The 18,557-nt window shown below is 46.0% G+C and carries 23 protein-coding genes and 1 tRNA gene; 15 read left to right on the plus strand and 9 right to left on the minus strand.

Features of this window, described 5'->3' with window-relative positions; translation table 11 throughout:
* Positions 1–10 precede the first annotated feature (10 nt).
* From QUD86_RS01525 to QUD86_RS01540, 4 genes are all read right to left on the minus strand, one after another.
* Entirely contained in the window at positions 11–196 is a 186-nt protein-coding gene (locus tag QUD86_RS01525) for a Trm112 family protein (RefSeq protein WP_286297527.1), read from the minus strand.
* Positions 197–292: 96 nt separating this feature from the next.
* Positions 293–1,366 carry a tetraacyldisaccharide 4'-kinase gene (lpxK, locus tag QUD86_RS01530; RefSeq protein ID WP_286297529.1) on the minus strand — a complete coding sequence of 358 codons (1,074 nt, stop codon included), beginning with the start codon at positions 1,364–1,366 and terminating at the stop codon, positions 293–295.
* 14 nt (positions 1,367–1,380) lie between these two features.
* On the minus strand, positions 1,381–1,833 hold the full coding sequence (locus tag QUD86_RS01535) for an ExbD/TolR family protein (protein ID WP_286297530.1): 453 nt from the start codon (positions 1,831–1,833) through the stop codon (positions 1,381–1,383).
* A complete protein-coding gene (locus QUD86_RS01540) occupies positions 1,833–2,480 on the minus strand; it encodes a MotA/TolQ/ExbB proton channel family protein (protein ID WP_286297532.1) in 648 nt (215 codons plus the stop codon). The genes QUD86_RS01535 and QUD86_RS01540 overlap by 1 nt, the downstream gene beginning before the upstream one ends.
* Positions 2,481–2,793: 313 nt before the next feature.
* On the opposite strand from QUD86_RS01540, the gene xseA reads away from it, so the two are divergent.
* Complete coding sequence (gene xseA / locus QUD86_RS01545) at positions 2,794–4,008, plus strand: exodeoxyribonuclease VII large subunit (RefSeq protein WP_286297533.1); 1,215 nt, start codon at positions 2,794–2,796, stop codon at positions 4,006–4,008.
* 83 nt (positions 4,009–4,091) lie between these two features.
* Positions 4,092–5,282 (plus strand): Fic family protein, encoded by a 1,191-nt coding sequence (locus QUD86_RS01550; RefSeq protein WP_286297535.1) that lies wholly within the window; start codon positions 4,092–4,094, stop codon positions 5,280–5,282.
* Positions 5,283–5,296: 14 nt separating this feature from the next.
* On the opposite strand, the gene murB is transcribed toward QUD86_RS01550, so the two are convergent.
* On the minus strand, positions 5,297–6,391 hold the full coding sequence (murB, locus tag QUD86_RS01555) for a UDP-N-acetylmuramate dehydrogenase (protein WP_286297536.1): 1,095 nt from the start codon (positions 6,389–6,391) through the stop codon (positions 5,297–5,299).
* 106 nt (positions 6,392–6,497) lie between these two features.
* Between murB and QUD86_RS01560 the strand changes: the two genes are divergently transcribed.
* Entirely contained in the window at positions 6,498–6,983 is a 486-nt protein-coding gene (locus QUD86_RS01560; protein ID WP_286297538.1) for a YajQ family cyclic di-GMP-binding protein, read from the plus strand.
* A gap of 81 nt (positions 6,984–7,064) precedes the next feature.
* Here QUD86_RS01560 and QUD86_RS01565 read toward each other — a convergent pair.
* Positions 7,065–7,154, minus strand: a tRNA-Ser gene (locus tag QUD86_RS01565).
* 71 nt (positions 7,155–7,225) lie between these two features.
* Here QUD86_RS01565 and xerD point away from each other — a divergent pair.
* The 6 genes from xerD (at position 7,226) to QUD86_RS01595 (ending at position 10,925) form a co-directional block, all read left to right on the plus strand.
* Positions 7,226–8,143: a site-specific tyrosine recombinase XerD gene (xerD, locus tag QUD86_RS01570; RefSeq protein WP_286297539.1), complete on the plus strand. Its 918-nt coding sequence runs from the start codon at positions 7,226–7,228 to the stop codon at positions 8,141–8,143.
* Positions 8,144–8,237: 94 nt separating this feature from the next.
* Positions 8,238–8,891, plus strand: coding sequence for a glycerol-3-phosphate 1-O-acyltransferase PlsY (plsY, locus tag QUD86_RS01575; protein ID WP_286297541.1), 654 nt, complete (start codon positions 8,238–8,240; stop codon positions 8,889–8,891).
* Positions 8,888–9,259 (plus strand): MAPEG family protein, encoded by a 372-nt coding sequence (locus QUD86_RS01580; RefSeq protein WP_286297543.1) that lies wholly within the window; start codon positions 8,888–8,890, stop codon positions 9,257–9,259. The genes plsY and QUD86_RS01580 overlap by 4 nt, the downstream gene beginning before the upstream one ends.
* Positions 9,260–9,397: 138 nt before the next feature.
* Positions 9,398–10,198: a GTP cyclohydrolase I gene (gene folE, locus QUD86_RS01585; protein WP_286297546.1), complete on the plus strand. Its 801-nt coding sequence runs from the start codon at positions 9,398–9,400 to the stop codon at positions 10,196–10,198.
* Positions 10,199–10,230: 32 nt separating this feature from the next.
* On the plus strand, positions 10,231–10,458 hold the full coding sequence (locus tag QUD86_RS01590) for a hypothetical protein (protein ID WP_286297549.1): 228 nt from the start codon (positions 10,231–10,233) through the stop codon (positions 10,456–10,458).
* 155 nt (positions 10,459–10,613) lie between these two features.
* On the plus strand, positions 10,614–10,925 hold the full coding sequence (locus QUD86_RS01595; protein ID WP_286297551.1) for a high-potential iron-sulfur protein: 312 nt from the start codon (positions 10,614–10,616) through the stop codon (positions 10,923–10,925).
* A 151-nt stretch (positions 10,926–11,076) separates the two neighbouring features.
* On the opposite strand, the gene QUD86_RS01600 is transcribed toward QUD86_RS01595, so the two are convergent.
* Both QUD86_RS01600 and QUD86_RS01605 read right to left on the minus strand, forming a co-directional pair.
* The gene (locus QUD86_RS01600) at positions 11,077–11,448 is read right to left on the minus strand and encodes a hypothetical protein (RefSeq protein WP_286297553.1); all 372 of its coding nucleotides are present in this window, start codon (positions 11,446–11,448) and stop codon (positions 11,077–11,079) included.
* On the minus strand, positions 11,448–11,675 hold the full coding sequence (locus QUD86_RS01605; protein WP_286297554.1) for a hypothetical protein: 228 nt from the start codon (positions 11,673–11,675) through the stop codon (positions 11,448–11,450). Before QUD86_RS01605 ends, QUD86_RS01600 begins: the two co-directional genes overlap by 1 nt.
* A 241-nt stretch (positions 11,676–11,916) precedes the next feature.
* Here QUD86_RS01605 and QUD86_RS01610 point away from each other — a divergent pair, with 241 nt between their 5' ends.
* The 3 genes from QUD86_RS01610 (at position 11,917) to QUD86_RS01620 (ending at position 13,900) form a co-directional block, all read left to right on the plus strand.
* A complete protein-coding gene (locus tag QUD86_RS01610) occupies positions 11,917–12,507 on the plus strand; it encodes an HdeD family acid-resistance protein (protein ID WP_286297555.1) in 591 nt (196 codons plus the stop codon).
* 37 nt (positions 12,508–12,544) lie between these two features.
* The gene (locus QUD86_RS01615; protein WP_286297556.1) at positions 12,545–12,718 is read left to right on the plus strand and encodes a hypothetical protein; all 174 of its coding nucleotides are present in this window, start codon (positions 12,545–12,547) and stop codon (positions 12,716–12,718) included.
* An 87-nt stretch (positions 12,719–12,805) separates the two neighbouring features.
* A complete protein-coding gene (locus tag QUD86_RS01620; RefSeq protein ID WP_286297557.1) occupies positions 12,806–13,900 on the plus strand; it encodes an acyltransferase family protein in 1,095 nt (364 codons plus the stop codon).
* Here the strand turns inward: QUD86_RS01620 and yjgA are convergent.
* On the minus strand, positions 13,897–14,424 hold the full coding sequence (gene yjgA, locus QUD86_RS01625) for a ribosome biogenesis factor YjgA (protein ID WP_286297558.1): 528 nt from the start codon (positions 14,422–14,424) through the stop codon (positions 13,897–13,899). The two genes, QUD86_RS01620 and yjgA, sit on opposite strands and share 4 nt — an antisense overlap.
* 94 nt (positions 14,425–14,518) lie before the next feature.
* Between yjgA and QUD86_RS01630 the strand changes: the two genes are divergently transcribed.
* The 3 genes from QUD86_RS01630 (at position 14,519) to QUD86_RS01640 (ending at position 18,469) form a co-directional block, all read left to right on the plus strand.
* Entirely contained in the window at positions 14,519–16,168 is a 1,650-nt protein-coding gene (locus QUD86_RS01630; RefSeq protein WP_286297560.1) for a GMC family oxidoreductase, read from the plus strand.
* Positions 16,146–17,129, plus strand: a complete 984-nt coding sequence (locus QUD86_RS01635; RefSeq protein ID WP_286297563.1) for an EamA family transporter — start codon at positions 16,146–16,148, stop codon at positions 17,127–17,129. The genes QUD86_RS01630 and QUD86_RS01635 overlap by 23 nt, the downstream gene beginning before the upstream one ends.
* Positions 17,130–17,284: 155 nt before the next feature.
* Complete coding sequence (locus QUD86_RS01640) at positions 17,285–18,469, plus strand: ABC transporter substrate-binding protein (protein WP_286297565.1); 1,185 nt, start codon at positions 17,285–17,287, stop codon at positions 18,467–18,469.
* The last annotated feature ends 88 nt before the right edge of the window (positions 18,470–18,557 follow it).

Genomic DNA, 18,557 nt, shown 5'->3' on the forward strand with positions numbered 1-18,557 from the left:
GTGTAATGAACTAGTTTGAGAAGACTTCATCAGCAGAGAGGTTGCGCGCCTCATCTACTAGCATCACTGGTATGTCATCCCGAATAGGATAAGCGAGACGATCTGCCTTACAAATAAGCTCAAGATTTTTTGCTTCGTAATGCAAAGCACTTTTGCACAAGGGGCATACCAAAATATCAAGAAGACGTTTGTCCATGGAATTGCGCTTTGCTTTGTAATGAGGTTAGAGGTAAGAGTAAAGGTAAAAGTAAAAGTAAGAGTAGAGCTAAAGTTAGTAATAAAAAAGATTTAATTACAACGTATATCGATTGGGATCGGGTCTTAATAAAATAGATTGCAACCATTCAGCCATGTCATCTGTGATGCTTAAGTGCATGGGTACTACCCAAATACGGTCATCCTGAATCTGTTGGCATTTTACGGCATCCTTTTCGGTAATAAGGATGCATTGAGCATGGATTGAGGAAAAGAATTCTGCTGTCAGTGGAGCATGATCACCCAGAGCTATCCCTTTAGCGGCGATACCTTGCTTGAGTAAATCGTCAAAGAATCGCTGCGGGTTACCAATTGCGGCGACTGCGGTAATGGCATTTGGTAAGAGGGCATCCGCAATGGCCTGTAAAGATTGTGTGGTGTGGCGATCCTGGAGTTGGTAAGGTGTTCCTAGTTCGCTGAGGAGGGTGAAGGCCCGTCGACCCAAAAAATATTCGTCCACTAGGGCGGAGTTTGAAGCGCTGCCAGTAATGAGAGTGGCATCGCGCTCTCGTGATGCGGGCTCACGCAATGGGCCTGCTGGTAATAAGAAACCATTGCCTTCGCCGCGTTGATCTCGGACCACGAATTCAATATCACGTCCCCCTTCGCGAGCTGGCCAGCGAACGAGATCACTGTGCTGCAATCCATCGTCACTAATGATGACGTTAATTGATGGGTCTTGTTTGAGCATTGCCGCAATACTCTGAATGCGTTTTGGAAAGACCCAAATCGGAAACTGGTTAGCTGTGCGTTTAGCGATGAGGACAGGCTCATCACCCACTAGTGCTGGATCAGAATCACTCACGACTTGCAATGGTTTGTGTTGGTCAGCAGCGCCATAGCCGCGACTAATAATCCCGGGCTTCCAGCCTAGCTGGGCTAACCGTTCAGCCAGCGCAATGACTATCGGTGTTTTGCCAGTTCCCCCCACCCGAATATTGCCCACAATAATGACGGGAACGGGCTGTGGCTTTATTTTCAGTAGACCTAAATCAGTAACAAGTTTACGGGTACGAATGACTAAACCATACACATACGATAAAGGCCAAAGTAATAGGCTGGTTGGCCCGCGGCGCTCCCAAAACTGAGGGGCTTTACGTAGGAAGCGCATGCGTATCTGCCCTATTACTTTTTCGTCTGACTGCTAAAGACGATATTCGATAGACCGGCATCACGCGCTGCCTCTAAGGCGATCATGACTGCTTGATGAGGCGCTCTTGCGTCGGCATCGATATTGATTTGCAAATGAGTATTGGATTGTTTTGGGTTCAATGCCATTAAGGTTGCAGGCATTTGAAGTCGATCTACTACTTTGCCATTAATCGCAAAGCGCCCATCTCGACTCACCGCAATATGCACTTGATTGATCTCTGTTTGGCTTTGAGCACCATTTGCCGTGGGCAGAGTGATCGCGAGCTCTTGAAAGCGCGTAAAGGTCGTGGAGATCATTAAGAAAATCAACACTACTAACAGTACATCAATAAAAGGAATGAGATTAATTTCTGGCTCTACTGGGGTAGAAGTCTTTCCCAGCGAAAATCGTCTATTGGCACTCAGGCTTTGATTTAACCAGCGCATTATTTTTCCGCAGTGTGTGGGTAGAGTTTTTTGAAGAGTTGGCGGGTAAATTCTTCGCATTCATGCTGACGCTGGTTGGCCATAGCTCGTAAACCACGCCAGGCAGCCAATGCAGGAATAGCAATCATGAGACCAAAGGCGGTGTTGTACAGCGCTATTGAAATACCATGAGCCAACTGCTGAGGATTGCCCGCACCGCCACTAATGGCGCCCTGACTACCTTGGCTACCAAAGATCTCAATCATGCCCACGACAGTACCAAACAAGCCTAATAAGGGGGCAACAGTGGCAATGGTGGCAAGGGCGCTGAGATAGCGCTCTAACTTGAGCCAGACGTTCTGCGCACTAGCCTGAATCTCTTCTAAGGCGACTTGGGCATCACTACCCAGCATCTTTTCATGTAAAACACAGCTTAGTAGGGGGCTGGCGGGGGAGAGTTGGCTTAGCGCCAAAACTTCTGTTTCTGAGACTGATTTTGCTGCCATCACCTGACTTGCCAGCCCAAAAGCAGTTTCTAGGCTATTTTTGGGGAAAATGTGGACTTGGCGCAAATACCAAGCCCGCTCGAGGACGATCGCAAGACCGATAATGGAGATGATGAGAAGGGGCCAAATAGGCCATCCAGCTGATAGTAAGATTGTGTACATAAGTTAAGTACTTTAGCTGAATTCAAAACCCACTTTCTGAAAGCCAGCCTGTGGATAAGTCTGTGCAAAACTTTTTGGGTGTCGGTTTATAAGGACGTGATTCATTGTGGGGTTTACGCTGATCGGGGCCTTTAGGTGGGGTTTGATGGTAAAAAAAGTGTGTGTTAATCAATGACTTAAGACTTATCTGTAGTATGTATAAGACGTTTTGGGTAAGTAATTACTTACTTGTTTGCATTTAAGCTTGGGCCTGTAAGCCTCTGTGGATATGTATTGGCTGGCAAGCCATATAGTTATAAAGAAAAAGAAAAATATGTCGGAATTATTAAGAGAAATCTTGAGTGTTGGCGATCTGAACCGTGCCATTGCGAGCTCGCTTGAAGAGCGCTTTGATGCCGTCTGGGTTAGCGGGGAGATTTCGAATTTCAAGGCATATGACAGTGGGCACTGGTATTTTTCCCTAAAGGACGAAGAAGGTCAGATTCGTTGCGTGATGTTTCGTGGGCGTAACAGCCAAGTGGGCTTTATGCCCCAATCGGGTGATTTAGTAGAGGTTGGCGCTAGCCTGGGTATGTATGTTCCCAGGGGAGACATTCAGCTCACTATTCAAACCCTGCGACGCGCTGGTATGGGTGGTCTATATGAAGCCTTTTTAAAACTCAAGGCAAGATTAGCTAAAGAGGGTCTCTTTGATCAAGAGCGCAAGCGCGAGATCCCGACACACCCCAGATCTATTGGCATTATTACTTCACTCCAGGCCGCAGCTTTAAAGGATGTGTTGAGCACCTTAGCCAGAAGAGCGCCCCACACGCCAATTGTTATTTACCCTACCTTAGTGCAGGGTCCAGAGGCGCCTTCAGGGATTATTGCAGCCCTAAAAGCGGCCGAAAAAGAAAACGCAGTCGATGTCATCTTATTGGTGCGTGGCGGTGGCAGCATTGAGGATCTGTGGGCGTTTAATGATGAGCAATTAGCTTATGCCATTGCGCAGTCTCCTATTCCGATTGTGAGTGGGGTTGGGCACGAGACAGACACGACGATTGCCGACTTTGTGGCCGATCTAAGAGCCCCAACGCCAACGGGCGCAGCAGAATTAGCAGCGCCACGTCGAGATCAAATGCTGCAAGAACTGGATTCAATCAAGCAGGCGCTTGTACAAAGAATTCATCAGCGCGTTGAGAGAGAGGCGCAAACTTTAGATCAGTTTGCTTTGCGCTTAAGTCATGCGCTACCCAACCCCGAGCGGATGCGCGAACAAATACAGCACTGGCAGCAGCGCCTCAATCAGGCTTGGTTAGTCAGAGTAGATTCTTGGCAAAGAAATCAGTCTCACTATGCGCGCCAATTGGAAATGCTCAACCCCCAGAGAACCCTAGAGAGAGGTTATGCCGTGGTACTCAATGCCAAGGAGGGCTTACAGGCTGTACGTAACCCGGATGAGCTAGACATCCATTCCGAGTTTCAGATTCGTTTAGCCGATGGAGTGGCTAATGTGAAATTTGCAGCACTGGAATCGCGTAAGCTTTAATTTTTTGATTGGCTGAGCCGTAATTAGCCGTAATTAGCTATATACGGCTCATATTTTGAGCCGTATATGATAAAATGCAGCTCATGGACCTTACAAACACCTCAAATCAGCAATTTATTTGGCAGCAAGCGGCATGGCCAAATTTTGTGGTGAATGCCAACAAAGTGACTGAGTCTTTGATGATGGCAAGACAGAGTCAAGGCAAGTTACTGGGTATGGCAAATGCTATTGGAGTGTCTGTCGTTGAAGATATTACGCACAATCGGTATGTTCAAGAGGTCATAGCGACCTGTGCAATAGAGGGTGAAACCTTAAATCCAAAATCAGTACGTTCCTCAGTTCTGCGCAAATTAGGCATTAAAAATTTAGACGCAATAGATGCTGATAGTCACGCCCCAAGTAAATCAACGGATGGCCTTGTCAATATTGTTGAGGACGCAATACAAAACTGTAGCCAAGATTTAAGTGAGCAGCGTTTACAAAATTGGCACTTAGAGTTGTTCCCGCACGGTGGCGGTATTAGGGGCATCACTATAGGGGCTTATCGCCACCATGCAGATCCGATGCAAATTGTTAGCGGTAAATTGGGTCAAGAAGTCATTCATTACATCGCACCGAAATCTGCGGCGGTTCCAGCAGAGATGCAGCGATATTTGGCTTGGTTAAACCAGAGAAGATCAGTTGCAGGACTGGGACTTCAGTTGGACGACTCAATCACGCGCGCTGCTATTGCTCATCTCTGGTTTGAGTGCATTCATCCATTTGAAGATGGCAATGGCAGACTCGGTAGAGTCATTATTGAAAAAGTGATTGCACAAGATGAGCGCCTATCTATTCGGTTGTTTAGCCTTTCAGAGCAAATTCTAAAATATCGTAGTGAATATTACGACGCACTCTATCAGGCTCAGCACGGAGACTTAGATGTATCTGCATGGGTGCAGTGGTTTGCAAAAATCTATTCGATGGCATGTGAAAAATCCTGCACACTAATGCAAGAGGCTATTCAAAAATCACAGTATTGGAATACCTACTCTGAGTTCAATCTCAATGCTCGGCAGAAGAAGATTATTAACCGCCTGTTAAATGACGGCGACGCCGGCTTTCTGGGTGGATTGAATGTAGAAAAATACATCAAGATAACGAGCACATCAAAAGCTACGGGAACAAGAGATTTAGCCGAGTTGGTGCAAGCAAATATGCTTTTTACTATTGGGCAAGGCAAAGCACTGCGTTACTTCGTCAATGTCATTGGGTGGGGGCACGGGGTCAGATAGGCTCTGGCCGTAGCTTAGAAAATATTAGGCTCTATTGCTAGCTGTACACCATATTGTTGGTGTACTTTTAATTGAATGGACTTTGCAAAATTCAATATATCTTCGGCACTCGCACCGCCATGGTTCACCAGCACAAGCGCTTGGTTTTCATAGACGCCTACAGCACCTACTCGCTGGCCCTTAAAACCACATTGATCAATTAACCATCCGGCTGCCAGCTTACGCATTCCGGCCTTATCTGGGTATGACACTAGGTTTGGGTATTGGCTAATGAGTGAGGCGTGCTGATCTTCAGTCACCAGCGGGTTTTGGAAAAAACTGCCTGCATTACCAATTACCTTGGGGTCGGGAAGTTTTTTGCAGCGAATACGACAAACAGCATCAAATATTTGCTGTGCTGTCGGTAATGAATTCGGATCTGAAAACTGCTGAGCTAATTCTGCGTAATGCGTACGCGCTTGCCAATGCTCAGGAATTTTAAAAATGACCCGAGTCAGGATGAACCGATCAGGGTGTTGTTTAAACAGGCTATCGCGATAGCCAAATTGGCATGCTGTTTGTGAGAGCGTAACAAAGACATGATCGATAGTATCGAATGCGTCGATGCTGTCGATGTATTGACCTACCTCAACGCCATAAGCCCCAATATTCTGAATCGGCGCTGCACCCACCGTCCCCGGAATAAGCGCGAGATTTTCAAGGCCTGGCAAATTGTGTTTCAGGGTCCAGGCTACTAGTGCATGCCAATTGACCCCAGCGCCTACAGCTAGGAGTGTATGTTTTCCATTGTTGCTGCTGTCACTATCACTATCACTATCACTATCACCATCGCCATCGCCATCAACTACAACAATCTCCTGGCCCAAAATATTCATCAACAGCGTAGCACCGGGAAGTTGGGCTGGAAGTAGGGCATTGCTTCCTCCGCCCAAAACACGCCAAGCCATTTTTTTCTCTGTAAGGGTCTTCAGTAGTGCTGGTAGTTGCTCGGCTGAGGTGATGTCGTAGGCAAACTCGGCGATGGCATCTAGGCCAAAGGTATTACGGTGCTTAAGCTCCATATCGGAGGTCAATTTTGCTGGAATGGGCGCACTTTTCGCGAAGTTCATGCCACAATCTTATTCGTGTTCGGATTTAGGGTGCATATTTACCTAAAAACGGAAAAGCAATTAGCTGCAATGTGATTCATGACCAAAATTAATAAAGGAGTTTGAGATGCCCTCATTTGATGTCGTATGCGAGCCAGAAATGGTGGAATTGAAGAATGCTCTAGAGCAATCTAATAAAGAGATTTCGACCCGCTTTGACTTTAAGGGCTCTGACTCTCGCGTAGAGCTTAAAGAAGAGACCTTACTGGTCTACGCTGATGACGAATTTAAGCTGGGACAAGTGCGTGATGTCCTGTTTAGCAAAATGGCCAAACGCAACGTTGATATACGTTATCTGAAAGACGATAAAACAGAAACCATTGGTAGTGATAAGCGCAAGCAGACGATGAAGATTCAAAAAGGAATCAATCAAGAGCTAGCTAAAAAAGTAGTGCGTATTTTGAAAGACAGCAAGATTAAAGTTCAGGCAAGCATTCAGGGTGATGCGGTGCGGGTTACGGGCGCTAAGCGTGATGATCTTCAGGAAGCCATGGCCATGTTGCGCAAAGATGTTACAGAGGCACCTTTGGGCTTTAACAACTTTAGAGACTAAGTTAGAGACTAAGCTGCCGCCAAGGTTGCAGTCACAGATGAAGGGTCGCTAGAACCAAGGCCCTTGGTCTAGCTAAAAAAATGGCGGAAGCGGTGAGATTCGAACTCACGATAGAGTTACCCCTATGCCTGCTTAGTAGGCAGGTGCCATCGGCCACTCGGCCACGCTTCCGTGAGGGTTATTTTACAGGTACTTTTGAGCATATGGCCTTAAACAGACTAAGGCTGGGTTAGCATCCTTTCATGAGCAATCAGAATATCCCGCCAACGAGCACTGAAGCCATCGAGCGTTTTTGCGATGCTTGCTGGTTAGAGGATGGCTTGGCGCAAAATAGCTTATCTGCCTATAAACGGGATCTGCAGCTACTAGCGCAGTGGCTTTACCAAGACTGCGGTCTTGATCTTTACGCTGTGACAGAAAAAGAGCTGACTGCTTATATTGCCCATAAAAGAGCGGACAAGGCTACTACGGCCAATCGCCGGTTGACCGTATTCAAGCGTTTTTATCGTCATGCGTTACGCATGAACTTGGTCAAAAGCGATCCTTGTATTGGTTTGCGGGCCGCTAAACAGGCCTTACGTTTTCCAAAAACGTTGAGTGAAGATCAAGTCACTGCTTTACTTAATGCACCCGATGTCAATACACCATTAGGTTTACGGGATCGCACCATGCTGGAGTTGATGTATGCCAGTGGCCTGCGCGTTTCAGAAATCGTGGCCTTAAAAACCGTTGCATTGGGTTTAAACGAGGGCGTGGTGAGGGTAGTGAACGGTAAGGGAGGTAAAGAGCGCTTAGTACCCTTTGGTGGCGAAGCAGGGCAGTGGCTTGCGCGGTACTTGGCTGAGGCTAGAGCGCTACTGCTGGCAGGCAAGACATCAGATGCCATGTTTATTGGACGCCATACCGGCACAGGCTTAACAAGGCAGGCCTTTTGGGCCTTGATTAAACGGTATGCCACGATTGCTGCCATACCCGTGATCTTATCTCCCCACACACTCCGCCATGCTTTTGCAACCCATTTACTCAATCATGGGGCTGATTTAAGGGTGGTGCAGCTGCTTTTAGGCCATGCAGATATTTCGACCACGCAGATTTATACCCATGTGGCTAGGGAGCGTCTCAAATCTATTCACCAGCAACATCATCCCCGCGGCTCCTAATCGCTCAGACTTGTCAGTTTTCCTAAGTTCCCCTTAGCTGCCCTCAGTTCCACCCAGTTACCCCGCAATTACGGATAAGTCATTAAAATGGCTTATGTTCTTACATTTCCCCTTAAGTCTTTTATTGATTCCACTTGCGTATTGCATTGGATCTATTTCCTTTGCGGTGGTCGTCAGCAAATGCATGCGTTTGCCAGATCCCCATTCTTACGGATCGGGCAACCCCGGGGCTACCAATGTCTTGAGAACTGGCAATAAGCTTGCAGCGGTTTTAACTTTAATCGGTGATGCCCTAAAAGGCTTTGTTGCGGTAATGGCAGCCAGAATGATTTTGGGTGACGCATCGCTCACCTCAACTACAGAATCATGGATCTTATGTGCCGTGGTGATGGCAGTATTTTTAGGCCATCTGTTTCCGGTGTTCCATGGGTTCAAGGGTGGCAAGGGTGTTGCAACTGCTTGCGGTATCTTATTTGGCGTCAATTGGATTTTAGGATTGGCTACGCTCTGCACTTGGGTCATCGTCGCAACTTTTATGCGCTATTCATCTTTAGCAGCACTAGCGGCAGCATCTTTTGGCCCCATTTATTTTGTCTTTCTGTTTGGATTTCAGCCAATGGCGCTCGCGTTATTGGCTGTTTGTCTGCTCTTAATGTGGCGCCATCGTGGCAATATTCGGAATCTAATGAATGGGACTGAAAGCCGCATTGGCTCAAATCAAGACCCTAAAAACAAGGCTCCACAATGACCATTGCTTACTTTTGTGTTTTATTCATGGGCTTATTGCCGATCGTTGCGGCAGGTATCGCCAAAAAAGGATTTGAAGGTTATGACAATGGGATGCCTAGGCAGTGGTTAGCAAAGCAGACCGGTTACAGAGCAAGGGCTAATGCTGCACAAGCCAATCTATTTGAATCACTTCCGCTATTCTTTGCAGCAGTGATCATTGCTAGTGTTCAACATGTTTCTCAACCCGTCATTGACGGCCTAGCGATCGGATTTGTAGCGGCACGTATTGCTTATCTTATTTGCTATCTTGTTGATTGGCCCACCACAAGATCGATTGTGTGGCTTGTAGGATTGATTTGTATTGTGGCGATTTTTTGCCAGATTTAACTATTGAACTAACTGCTGAACTAACTGCTGAACTAACTGCTGAACTAACTGCTGAATGAACTGCTGAATGAACTACTGAATGCATTACAAAATATATTCAGTGCCTAATAAACCCTTTAAAGAAATCTATTTATTTTCATGCCCATTGCAAAAAAAGTGACTAACAAGAGTGTTATCCAGAAAGTAGCCGCAAAGAAAGTGATCGCTAAGAGCGCTGCCGCTAAAACTCCTAAAGCTTCTAAAGCGGCGGCGAGCAGCGATGTGGGTTTACCCCTATCCCTGGTCATTCGTCGTCGTATTCAGGCACAAAAAGCCCGCTTTCATGCCAATGACAATATTTCACAATTTATACAGCCAGGTGAATTAGATCGCTTAGTAGATGAAGTAGCAGAAAAGATGCAGGCTGTATTAGAGAGCTTGGTGATTGATACGCAAAGCGATCACAACACCCAAGGCACTAGTCGTCGGGTAGCGAAGATGTATGTGCAGGAAGTGTTCAAAGGCCGCTTTGTAGAGCAGCCTACCCTGACTAAGTTCCCCAACGTAAGCCGCTTAAATGAGCTGATGATCATTGGACCGATTACGGTACGTAGTGCCTGTTCCCATCATTTTTGCCCGATCATGGGGCGCGTTTGGATTGGCGTTTTACCTAGCAAAGATTCTGCGCTGATTGGCTTATCTAAATACTCTCGTTTAACCGAGTGGGTGATGTGTAGGCCACAGATTCAGGAAGAGGCAGTAGTGGAATTGGCTGACATGCTAGAAAAGAAAATTAAGCCTATTGGCGTGGCTATCGTGATGGATGCAGATCATTTCTGTATGCAGTGGCGTGGAGTAAAAGATCCAGATTCTAAAATGGTGAACAGCGTGATGCGGGGTGCTTTTTTGAAAGACTCTAATTTGCGCCGAGAATTTTTATCATTACTAGAAAAACGCTAACGCATGCGCCACCGTTAGGGCTAGATTAAATTTTGCGATTCTCAACTCACGACTTCATTCAAAAAGGAGCTGCCTTTATCGCGGTATTCGCTTTAGTGGCTTGCTCCACCTATCCTGACGTCAATAAAGATCCAGCGAAAAATAATCGTCAGACTTTTGAGCGGGATGCGGTGGAGTGCGCCCGGGCATATCCAGATGCGGGATCCGGGGTCCATGTACGACAGCGGATTACTTGTATGAATCTCAAAGGCTGGCAGTAATCCAGTACTTGAGCTCTATTTTTTTGATTGAGAACAGTTCTCAACTAAATAGTGAATTAAAACAACGGCTTATGAGCGTAATAGCAGACTAATTTACTCTGCTCTATGATCCATTCTAGCTAAACGTGTTGTTTATTTCACTCTCTGGAGATCGTATGAAAAATAGTCGTCGCCAATTCATGATTTTATCTGCTGCTGGTGCCTGTACATTGGCATTGAACGGCAAAGTTCAAGCCCAAGCTATGGTTGCAGAAACAGATCCACAAGCTGCTGCTCTAGGTTACAAAGCAGTCGCAACTGCAGTAGACAAAGCAAAATTTCCAAAATACGCCGCTGGCCAGATTTGTGGTAACTGCGCATTGTTCCAGGGTAAAGTCGATGCTGCTGCTGGTGGCTGCTCTTTGTTTGGTGCTAAGCAAGTTGCTGGTAAAGGTTGGTGCTCTGCTTACGCTAAAAAAGCAGGCTAAGCTGAATTGAGCTGAACCGAACTAAAAAGGCCTCTTTAGGCCAGCTTAGTCATGATGTTACCTACTGGGATACTCCAGTAAAAATAAAAAGACCGCTTAATTTATAAGCGGTCTTTGTTTGTTGGTCCTGCTAGCAGAAGGTAGCGACTCTTTAAAGCCCGACTTCCCGATAGTGTCTATAGAGGTTGGCAATAGAAGCAAAGCCTAGCACCACAATCAGAACAGCAAATAAATCATTCATGGTGAGGTAGGTAAAGACACCTGTTTGGATAGCCACTACCGCAGCAATAAATGCGGCGAGTGCACCAAAAACAACGAGCTTAAAGTTGGGAATAAATGCACCTAAAGTAATTGCAATAAAAAGCAAAATCAAATTAGAGACTAATTCATCGGCAGACTTGAATATCGCATTTGTCATTTCAGGATTCGTAATTTTCCCCAAGACAGCAATAATCAAAATGCAGGCAAGAATCACAAAGTTCAGCTTTGCACGCTCAAAAACTGTTTTGAGTTGATTTTTCATCAGAAGTTAGGACTTCCACTAAATACGATACTCATGCCAATCCATAAAATAATAAAAGCTACCAGTATGGTGAAGCCAATTTTCTTAAGAAAGTACTCTAAGGTATCCATATAGGCTTCATCGTTACGACCAAAATATTGATCAAAGCGTTTCCACACTAGGCGACCAATTACTAAAGGCAATAGCATGGCGACAATGCCAAAGATGACGGTAAAAGTAGTATCCATTCGTTTTTAACCTATTGATGGTTTGTTTTGCGCTGTAAAGGCAGGAAAGTCATAAAGCATACAGGGGTTGTCTACCAAGATCGTATTTTAGAGGGTTTCATCTATCACTTCAGCACTTATCAGATCGGTCGCTGAGATCCTGCCTATTTATCCAATATTGAGCAACCAACTGCATTTAATCGTACTATCCGCGATTTTATTGATACAGTAGACGACTCTCTATAAGAAATGAACATCGACTATGTCTGAAAACAACACCGATTTATCTGCAACACAACTAATGGCAATTCGGAGCGCTGTTTTAGGCGCTGCCGCTAAAGTGCCTGGAGCACTCATTGGCATGGGTATCTTATTTATCGTTTTAGGCATGATTGGTGTAGCTGGTCAAACCCTGTTCTCTTTTGTGAGTATTAATATCGTCGGAGCATTCTTAATCTTAGCTGGCGCATTACAAGCAAGTCATGCCATGAAATCCCAAGGCTGGAGGAGTGTTGGCATTCAGATGGTGCTGGCGGTGATGTATATCGTTGCTGGTTTATTTATCTGGCTATTTCCGATTCCTGCTTTAGAGGTCATCACTCTGTGGTTGGCGGCTATTTTCTTCGTTACTGGTGGACTGCGTTTGCTGTCGGCATTTCAGCATCGGCATTTTCAGGAATGGTTTTGGCTGGTGCTGTCATCAGCAATTTCTATCTTGATGGGCGTGCTCATCATGAATGGCTATCCACAGAGTAGTTTGTGGTTACCTGGATTGCTGATTGCTATTGAATTACTGCTACAAGGCTGGTCATTGCTATTCCTTGGTTTAGCTGCACGTTCGATTACGAAATAATATTGAAGTAACCCATTAAAAGATAAGTAACTTAAGTATGAAAAAAACCGACCTGTACAAAAACCTCGGCTTAGCCACTGCCCAGCGTATGAAAAATGCTTCAAAGGTGCCTAAGCCAGGTACGGCGGAAGAAGTAGCCAAGGCAAAGAAAGATTTAGCCAGCACAAACCCTTTGCTGGCTTCCCTTATGGGTAAGACCAAATCGAAGTAGATCGAAGTAGTTGGTTCATGCGTAGCGATATGAACTCGCTCCCCAGGCTATTGCTCTCTTCCCTCTTTGAAATACTGAAATTACACCTTGCAGTCAAAAAACCATTTCTTACTGATTGATTTTTTAAAGCTTTTCGCTGCTTTACTCATCATCCTGCATCATTTCTCAAGTTATGGACAGTTGGCAGAGGATGCGAAAAGTCTGCTGCCGGGCTTGATGGGCTTCTTGTTTGATTATGGGCGTTATGCAGTCCAAATCTTTTTAGTGATGGGTGGTTATTTGGCCGCTCAGTCTTTGAGCGCTAAAACCAATTTAAGAAACCCTAGAGTTTTACTACAGTTAATTCTGAATCGCTATCTGCGTTTATTTACACCATACCTAGTGGCATTGCTGTTGACGATTTGCTGTGCCTGGATAGCGCGATTTTGGGTTCAGGATGAATTTGTAGGTGAGTCAGAAACGTTAGGGCAACTACTGGCACATCTATTTTTCTTACAGGGTATTTTGGGTCTAGACTCGATATCGGCTGGTGCCTGGTACGTCGCCATTGACTGGCAGCTATTTTCAATAATAGCGATTCTGATGGGGCTCTTGCCTAATTTTCGTTCTTTGATTTGGGTGGCGACCGGGTTGATTATCGCCTCACTGCTGTATTTCAATCGCCATAGTGAGTATGAGAATTACTTTATCTACTTTATTGGTTCTTACGGTTTAGGTGTGCTGGCATACCTAGCCAAAAATCAGGGTGACGCAGTTGGCAGTCCTACCGTGGATACCATCGTGACTCGCCTAGCGCAGGGATTATTCGGTTTGATTGGGGTAGCAATTCTGATCTCTAGTTTTCAAGAACTTTGGATTCGGAATCTCTTAGCGTATTGTGTAGCGATCGCTTTGATCATCTGGGGTAGCAGGGCTTACAAAGATGAAAAGCATGCCCGATTTCATACTGCAGTGCTGATGATTTTGTGGGGTAGCCGCAGATCTTATTGTGCCTTCTTATTACACTTTGCATTCATCCTGTTGGCCAACACTGTTTATATTGCCTGGGGCATGCACACTCATCATGATGGTCTAGTGGCACTTGCTCTGATGCTGGTCGCAGTGGTGCTCAGTTGGGTAGCCGCGAATTACCTCTATCGATTGGTAGAAATGCCGTCTCGCAAGCTCAAGCTCAAGTTTTAGATACCCATATCCTTTAGGACGCGAAAGATCTCGCGGTACGCTTTAGGCGGCTTATTCATTTCTTTTTCTTTACGCGCATTACGAATCAGTGTGCGCATATTCTGAATATCCATATCTGGATATTGCGCAATCATGGCAGTAAAGGCCTCATCGTTCGCAATCAACTTGTCACGATAGGATTCTAAAAAATGCAGTTTGGCCGTTTCCGCCTTGCTGACTCCTTGAATGGCATCCAATCTTTTTTGAATGGTCTCTAGCTCTTCTTCATCTAAAAAGCGCATGAGCTTTCCAAGATACTGTTTATGACGACGAATGGCTTCAAAGCTTTTGATCTTAGGCGTTTCAGCAATAGCTACTTTGATCGCCTCATCCATGGGAACACTTTTAAGTGCATCGCTACTAAGGGCGGCCAGTACCTCAGCTAATTTTTGGCGCTCCGTCATCTGACGCTTCAGTTCAGACTTACTGGGACCTGTATCCAGATCTTCTTTTTTTGGGGTCCGGTTCTTCTCGTTAACGTGCATATGGCTATTTTAGACGGATATCGACCTTGTCCCCTGTTTCCGACCTCGGAAATGATTGATACTATGGTCCTTATGATCATTTCATCTTAAGCATATGACACAAGCCTTGCCCCCACAATCGTACGACTACATCATTATTGGCGCGGGAAGCGCTGGCTGCATGCTCGCCAAGCGTCTGACTGAGAACCCTGCCAAGCGGGTGCTCTTAATTGAGGCTGGTAAAAACGACAATTACATCTGGATACATATTCCGGTGGGCTATTTGTATTGCATAGACAACCCTCGAGCAGATTGGCGTTTTAAGACCGCAGCTGAAAAAGGACTCAATGGTCGATCGTTGCTCTATCCCCGTGGTCGGGTACTAGGGGGATGCTCCTCTATTAACGGCATGATTTATATGCGAGGCCAAGAGGGGGATTACACCTCATGGGTTAATGCAACAGGTGATGAGTCCTGGTCATGGAAAAATGCCCTGCGTCGCTATAAGCAATTCGAGGACTATCACGGTGCAGCGAATGAATGGCACGGCACAGGTGGCGAATGGACTGTATCGAAGCAACGTTTGCGTTGGCCGGTGATGGATGTCTTTAAGCAGGCGGCAATAGAGGCAGGCATTCCTGCATCAGATGACTTTAACCAAGGCGATAACTTTGGGGTTGGATACTTTGATGTTAGCCAGCGTAAAGGCTGGCGACTCAATACCGCAAAGGCATTTTTACGAGATGCAGCCAAGCGACCCAATCTTACGGTAATTACCGAAGCAGTCGTGAATAAGCTGTTGATTGATCCGGTGAGTAAAAATTGCTACGGCGTGGAATACATGCGGGATGGAAAAACGATCACGACCCATTGCAACATTGCCCATCAGGGCGAAGTAATTTTGAGTGCTGGCGCCATTGGTAGTGTGCAGATTTTAGAACGCTCTGGCATAGGCGCTGCAAGCCATCTACAGGCGCTGGGTATTCCGGTGATGGCAGACTTGCCAGGGGTGGGTGAAAACTTACAAGACCATTTGCAATTGCGCATGATCTATAAAGTCAGTGGCATTAAAACGCTGAATACCAAAGCCAATTCTCTTTTTGGAAAACTGATGATTGGTTTGGAATACATCCTGAAGCGCTCTGGTCCGATGTCGATGGCACCATCACAGCTAGGAGCCTTTGCCTATAGCTCGCCTGATCAGCAATCTGCGAATGTGGAATACCACGTACAACCCTTGTCCTTAGAAAAGTTTGGCGAAGACTTGCATGCCTTTAATGCCATTACTGCAAGTGTTTGTAATGTACGCCCCAGCTCGCGCGGAAGCGTTCATATCAATACTTTGGACCCAGAGGCGCCACCAGTCATTGCACCCAATTATTTATCCACTGCAGATGACCGTAAAGTTGCGGCTGACTCTTTGAGGCTGACGCGTAAGATCATTCAGAGTGCTGCACTTGGGCCTTATTCCCCAGATGAATACAAGCCCGGTAAGCAATATCAAACAGACGAAGAGTTGATCAAGGCTGCTGGTGATATTGGTACTACCATCTTTCATCCGGTGGGCACTTGCAAGATGGGGCGCGATGATGACCCAATGGCCGTGCTGGATTCTGAGCTGCGGGTACGAGGCATTCATCATCTGCGGGTTGTGGATGCTTCCGCAATGCCCACCATTACCTCGGGTAATACGGCGGCACCGACCATGATGATTGCGCAACGCGCTGCAGAATTACTTACTGGTGAACAGTCCGCACTGGCATGAACAGATGCGCAATCCACTGACCAATGAATTGACCAATGCATTGACTAATCAGCCATCCAATCAACCACCCAATCAACTACCAGCAAGCCATCTGCTATTAGCTTTGGGTATTGTGGCGGTTTGGGGCACTAATTTTGTTGTGATTAAAAATTGCCTTGCTGCGTTTCCACCGTTTTATTTTGCTGCGCTGCGATATTTATTTGCCTTATTGCCACTGGTATTTTTTCTACCAAAGCCAAAGGTGTCATGGGCTAACTTATGTATTTATGGCTTAGCGACTGGGGTGGGGCAGTTTGGGGTGATGTATTACGCCATTCATAGTGACATTTCGCCTGGTTTGGCCTCTTTGGTCATTCAAACCCAGGTATTTTTTACCATTGGTTTTGCGATGTTTTTTGCCCAAGAGGGTTTGAAGCGCTATCAAGCAGTTGCAGTGGGCGTGTCATTTATCGGCTTGGTCATTATTGCCATGCATACCGACGCCACCACCACCTTCCTAGGGCTGGCTTTAGTTGTCTTTGCGGGCCTCTCCTGGGGAATTGCGAATACCGTCAGTCGCAAAGCGGGCTCTATTAATATGCTGGCCTACGTGGTCTGGGCTAGCGCCTTCTCCATTCCACCCTTAGTGTTGATAGCGCTGATGTTCGAGGGTGGGGCCGGGCATTTATGGGAAGTCACTTTGGCTGCATCTTGGGGGGCTTGGGTCGGAGTCTTATGGCAATCCTGGGGAAACACGCTGTTTGGTTATGCGGCCTGGGGCTGGCTTCTTTCAAAGCATCCCGCAGCCTTAGTCGCACCCGCCCCCTTACTGGTACCCATTTTTGGAATGGGGGCATCTGCTTTTTTCTTGGGTGAGGCTTTGCCAGGCTGGAAGCTGATGGCCGCTGGGTTGGTCATTGCCGGTTTGATTGTGAATCTCTTTTGGCCCGTACTTGAGGCTCGGTTTCGCCAGCGCTTTTAGGCGCTTTATTAAGTATTTTATTTTGACAAACTAGTGTAAAACCCTAATTAAAAGGGCTATTTTTGCTCTTGCATTAACTGTAAGATAGTCGTTCGATGCAAGTTGTAAATAGAATTAGATTTCAATTAACTAGCTGTTTCAGTCATGGAGACTTTATGAATATTCGTCATCACATCTTTGCAGTAGCCGCTATTGCAATGCTTTCAACCGGTGCTTACGCAGCGGATATTAAATTTGGTGTTGCAGGACCCTTTACCGGCGGCTCAGCTTCAATGGGCGTGAGTATGCGTGACGGTGTTCGTTTGGCTGCTAAAGAGATCAATGCTGCTGGCGGCGTTAACGGCAACAAGATCGTTCTCGTTGAGCGCGATGATGAGGCAAAAAATGAGCGCGGCGTGCAAATTGCTCAAGAGCTGATTAATAACGAGAAAGTTGTTGCGACTTTAGGTTATATCAATACTGGTGTTGCCTTGGCTTCCCAGCGGTTCTATCAAGAAGCTAAGATTCCTGTCATGAACAACGTTGCTACAGGAACTTTGATTACTAAACAGTTTCCGAACGCTGCTGAAAACTATGTCTTTCGTAATGGCGCCGCAGATAATATCCAGGCTCCGATGATTGCTAAAGAAGCGGTCGAAAAGCGTGGCTTAAAGCGAGTCGCTATTTTGGCTGACTCCACAAACTATGGTCAGCTAGGCCGTGAAGACTTAGAAAAAGCGCTGAAGGTTTATGGCGTTACTCCAGTTGCAACTGAAAAGTTCAACTTAGGTGACGTGGATATGACTTCCCAATTACTGAAAGCTAAAAATGCGGGTGCTGATGTGATTTTGACCTATGCAATTGGACCTGAGTTGGCACAAATTGCAAATGGTATGGCTAAGTTGGGTTGGAAGAAGCCAATGATTGGTAGTTGGACATTGTCTATGGCCAGCTTTATTGATACTGCTGGTAAGAACGGTAACGGCGCGACTATGCCAGAAACGTTCATTCAGTCACCTGCAACAACGCCTAAGCGTAAGGTGTTTGTAGATAATTACTTAAAAGAGTTCAAGCCAAAGAATGGCATCATTCCTTCTCCAGTTTCCGCAGCCCAGGGTTACGATTCCGTGTACTTGCTAGCTGCTGCGATCAAGCAAGCTAACAGTACTGAGGGACCAAAGATTTTGGCAGCATTGCAAGATCTAAAGACTCCAGTTGACGGCGTTGTCATGACATATAACAAGCCTTTTAGCGCAACTGATCACGAAGCGATTAAAGCTAAAGACGTGGTTATGGGCGTTGTTGAAAATGGACGTGTTGAGTTTTTGAACGCAGAAGACGCTACAGCTAAAAAGAAGTAATCAGCTTAGCTTATTGGGGTTTACCCTAAAAGTTGTTAATTAGCTGAAAAATTAGCAAAACGCCGCCTACAAAGCGGCGTTTTGCTTA

This window comes from Polynucleobacter sp. TUM22923, from assembly GCF_030295705.1.
GTDB lineage: Bacteria > Pseudomonadota > Gammaproteobacteria > Burkholderiales > Burkholderiaceae > Polynucleobacter.

Excerpts from the sequence above, each read along its gene's own strand:
- QUD86_RS01525 (WP_286297527.1), bottom strand. The coding sequence starts at position 196 with ATGGACAAACGTCTTCTTGATATTTTGGTATGCCCCTTGTGCAAAAGT.
- lpxK (WP_286297529.1), bottom strand. The coding sequence starts at position 1,366 with ATGCGCTTCCTACGTAAAGCCCCTCAGTTTTGGGAGCGCCGCGGGCCA.
- QUD86_RS01535 (WP_286297530.1), bottom strand. The coding sequence starts at position 1,833 with ATGCGCTGGTTAAATCAAAGCCTGAGTGCCAATAGACGATTTTCGCTG.
- QUD86_RS01540 (WP_286297532.1), bottom strand. The coding sequence starts at position 2,480 with ATGTACACAATCTTACTATCAGCTGGATGGCCTATTTGGCCCCTTCTC.
- xseA (WP_286297533.1), top strand. The coding sequence starts at position 2,794 with ATGTCGGAATTATTAAGAGAAATCTTGAGTGTTGGCGATCTGAACCGT.
- QUD86_RS01550 (WP_286297535.1), top strand. The coding sequence starts at position 4,092 with ATGGACCTTACAAACACCTCAAATCAGCAATTTATTTGGCAGCAAGCG.
- murB (WP_286297536.1), bottom strand. The coding sequence starts at position 6,391 with ATGAACTTCGCGAAAAGTGCGCCCATTCCAGCAAAATTGACCTCCGAT.
- QUD86_RS01560 (WP_286297538.1), top strand. The coding sequence starts at position 6,498 with ATGCCCTCATTTGATGTCGTATGCGAGCCAGAAATGGTGGAATTGAAG.
- xerD (WP_286297539.1), top strand. The coding sequence starts at position 7,226 with ATGAGCAATCAGAATATCCCGCCAACGAGCACTGAAGCCATCGAGCGT.
- plsY (WP_286297541.1), top strand. The coding sequence starts at position 8,238 with ATGTTCTTACATTTCCCCTTAAGTCTTTTATTGATTCCACTTGCGTAT.
- QUD86_RS01580 (WP_286297543.1), top strand. The coding sequence starts at position 8,888 with ATGACCATTGCTTACTTTTGTGTTTTATTCATGGGCTTATTGCCGATC.
- folE (WP_286297546.1), top strand. The coding sequence starts at position 9,398 with ATGCCCATTGCAAAAAAAGTGACTAACAAGAGTGTTATCCAGAAAGTA.
- QUD86_RS01595 (WP_286297551.1), top strand. The coding sequence starts at position 10,614 with ATGAAAAATAGTCGTCGCCAATTCATGATTTTATCTGCTGCTGGTGCC.
- QUD86_RS01600 (WP_286297553.1), bottom strand. The coding sequence starts at position 11,448 with ATGAAAAATCAACTCAAAACAGTTTTTGAGCGTGCAAAGCTGAACTTT.
- QUD86_RS01605 (WP_286297554.1), bottom strand. The coding sequence starts at position 11,675 with ATGGATACTACTTTTACCGTCATCTTTGGCATTGTCGCCATGCTATTG.
- QUD86_RS01610 (WP_286297555.1), top strand. The coding sequence starts at position 11,917 with ATGTCTGAAAACAACACCGATTTATCTGCAACACAACTAATGGCAATT.
- QUD86_RS01615 (WP_286297556.1), top strand. The coding sequence starts at position 12,545 with ATGAAAAAAACCGACCTGTACAAAAACCTCGGCTTAGCCACTGCCCAG.
- yjgA (WP_286297558.1), bottom strand. The coding sequence starts at position 14,424 with ATGCACGTTAACGAGAAGAACCGGACCCCAAAAAAAGAAGATCTGGAT.
- QUD86_RS01630 (WP_286297560.1), top strand. The coding sequence starts at position 14,519 with ATGACACAAGCCTTGCCCCCACAATCGTACGACTACATCATTATTGGC.
- QUD86_RS01640 (WP_286297565.1), top strand. The coding sequence starts at position 17,285 with ATGAATATTCGTCATCACATCTTTGCAGTAGCCGCTATTGCAATGCTT.